Raw genomic sequence first — 2,146 nt, 5'->3', positions numbered from 1 at the left:
CTCAACATTAAAGAGTCGATCAGAGGTTTCGTTGGAGAGGGAATACAAGTTTTTGCATAGTTCCATCGCTTGGTCAGGAGTTCCTATCATGGGAGCCAACATGGATACGGTGGGAACTTTTGAAATGGCATTGGTATTGGCCAAAGAAAAACTTTTTACAGCCATTCATAAGCATTATTCTCTTGAGCAATGGGATGAATTCATGAAAAATGCTCCCGAAAACATTGAGGATTATATTGCGGTGAGCTCAGGAACCGGAAAAAATGATTTCAATAAAATAGGCGAAATATTTGAACAAAGCCCACAATTAAAATTCATTTGTATTGATGTTGCTAACGGATATTCCGAGCATTTTGTGAGCTTTCTAAAAAAAGCACGCAACCAATATCCCGATAAAGTAATAATTGCCGGCAATGTAGTTACCGGAGAAATGGTCGAAGAATTATTACTTGCCGGTGCCGATATCGTAAAAGTGGGAATTGGTCCAGGATCGGTTTGCACCACGAGGGTAAAAACAGGCGTTGGTTATCCCCAACTTTCCGCCATCATTGAGTGTGCCGATGCCGCACATGGTCTGGGAGGTCATATCATAAGTGATGGTGGCTGTGTCACTCCGGGTGATGTTGCCAAAGCCTTTGGTGCTGGTGCCGATTTTGTCATGCTGGGCGGAATGCTTGCCGGACATAACGAGAGCGGTGGCGAAATGGTGGAAATTGGTGGTGAAAAATATAAAAAATTCTACGGAATGAGTTCAGAGACTGCCATGAACAAACACGTTGGTGGTGTCGCCGAATACCGAGCCAGCGAAGGAAAAACGGTTCAGGTGCCTTTCAAAGGAAATGTCATTGATACCTTAAAAGATATTCTTGGCGGCATCAGAAGCACTTGTACTTACGTAGGTGCTTCCAAATTGAAAGAATTGACAAAAAGAACAACCTTTATTCGAGTGCTGGAACAAGAGAACGTCATTTTCAATAAGTAATTTTAAACTAAAACACTGGTCGAAGGGCTGGTGTTTTTTTTAGGAGCAGAGCAATGGTTTTTCATAACAGCTTCACTCCCGCTTTCCGCAGTATTCCCGATTAACAAAAACTACGGCTAAAAAGCCTTGTTTTTCTAAATCGGGGGATACTTGCTTCCATCGGGGCTAAAAGAGAAATTTAGCATTTCAAAACATCAATTTCATAAATAAATTCAACCAAAAATTAGTAGCTTCGCATAAATAAAAAATCAAAACGTGTTGACTGAATTTTAGCAAAGCAATACCAAAATCAACACACTCCTTAAAAACAAATTATAATGGCATCAGGTTTTTTCGCACTATTGGATGATATCGCAGCACTTATGGATGATGTTGCGGTAATGAGTAAAATTGCAGCCAAAAAAACAGCCGGTATTTTGGGCGATGATTTGGCCGTAAATGCCGAAAAAGCTTCCGGATTTGTTTCCTCAAGAGAACTTCCCGTATTATGGGCAATTGCAAAAGGTTCTTTTATCAATAAATTAATCATTTTGCCTATCGCCTTTCTGCTGAGTGCTTTTTTTCCTTTGGCAATTATAATAATTTTGGTGCTTGGAGGTCTTTTTTTAGCCTATGAAGGCGCCGAAAAAATATACGAATACCTGTTTCCACATAAACATTCAACAATAGAAACCAAAATCCAAGAGTTCACCGAAACCGAAATTTTGTCATTTGAAAAAGAAAAAATAAAATCAGCAATAGTAACCGATTTTATTTTATCGGTAGAGATCGTAATAATTGCGCTAGGCACTGTAATTGAGAAAACTCTAATGTCTCAGATTGTTGTTGTCTCTTTTATTGCAATATTGGCAACCGTTGGTGTTTACGGAATCGTAGCCATTATTGTAAGAATGGATGAACTGGGTTTTAAACTTATTGGAATGAGCAACAAAGAAAACAGCCCATCCAAAATTATCGGTAACATATTGGTACAGGCACTTCCAAAAGTCATTAAAAGTTTAGCCGTAATAGGCACGATAGCCTTGATTTTAGTGGCTGGTGGTATATTTGTACATAATATTGATTATTTACATCATATATTGCCTCAATTGCCTTCCGTTGTAAAAGAATTTATTATCGGACTTGCAATTGGGTTGGTTGTTTTGGGGATAATAAACGCTTTTA

At 38.7% G+C, this 2,146-nt stretch carries 2 protein-coding genes; both read left to right on the top strand.

Annotation, left to right across the window (positions count from 1 at the left end; genetic code table 11):
- Window positions 1-982 (top strand): GMP reductase (locus VFS71_RS19100; protein WP_326403251.1); only part of this gene is annotated, 982 nt, incomplete at its 5' end.
- A gap of 317 nt (window positions 983-1,299) precedes the next feature.
- The coding region (locus VFS71_RS19095) for a DUF808 domain-containing protein (protein ID WP_326403250.1) at window positions 1,300-2,146 on the top strand (847 nt) is incomplete at its 3' end.

Source organism: Flavobacterium sp., assembly GCF_035760125.1.
In the GTDB taxonomy this organism is placed as follows: domain Bacteria; phylum Bacteroidota; class Bacteroidia; order Flavobacteriales; family Flavobacteriaceae; genus Flavobacterium.
Note: the sequence above shows the minus strand (reverse complement) of the source record. Positions and strands in the feature narration are given on the sequence as shown.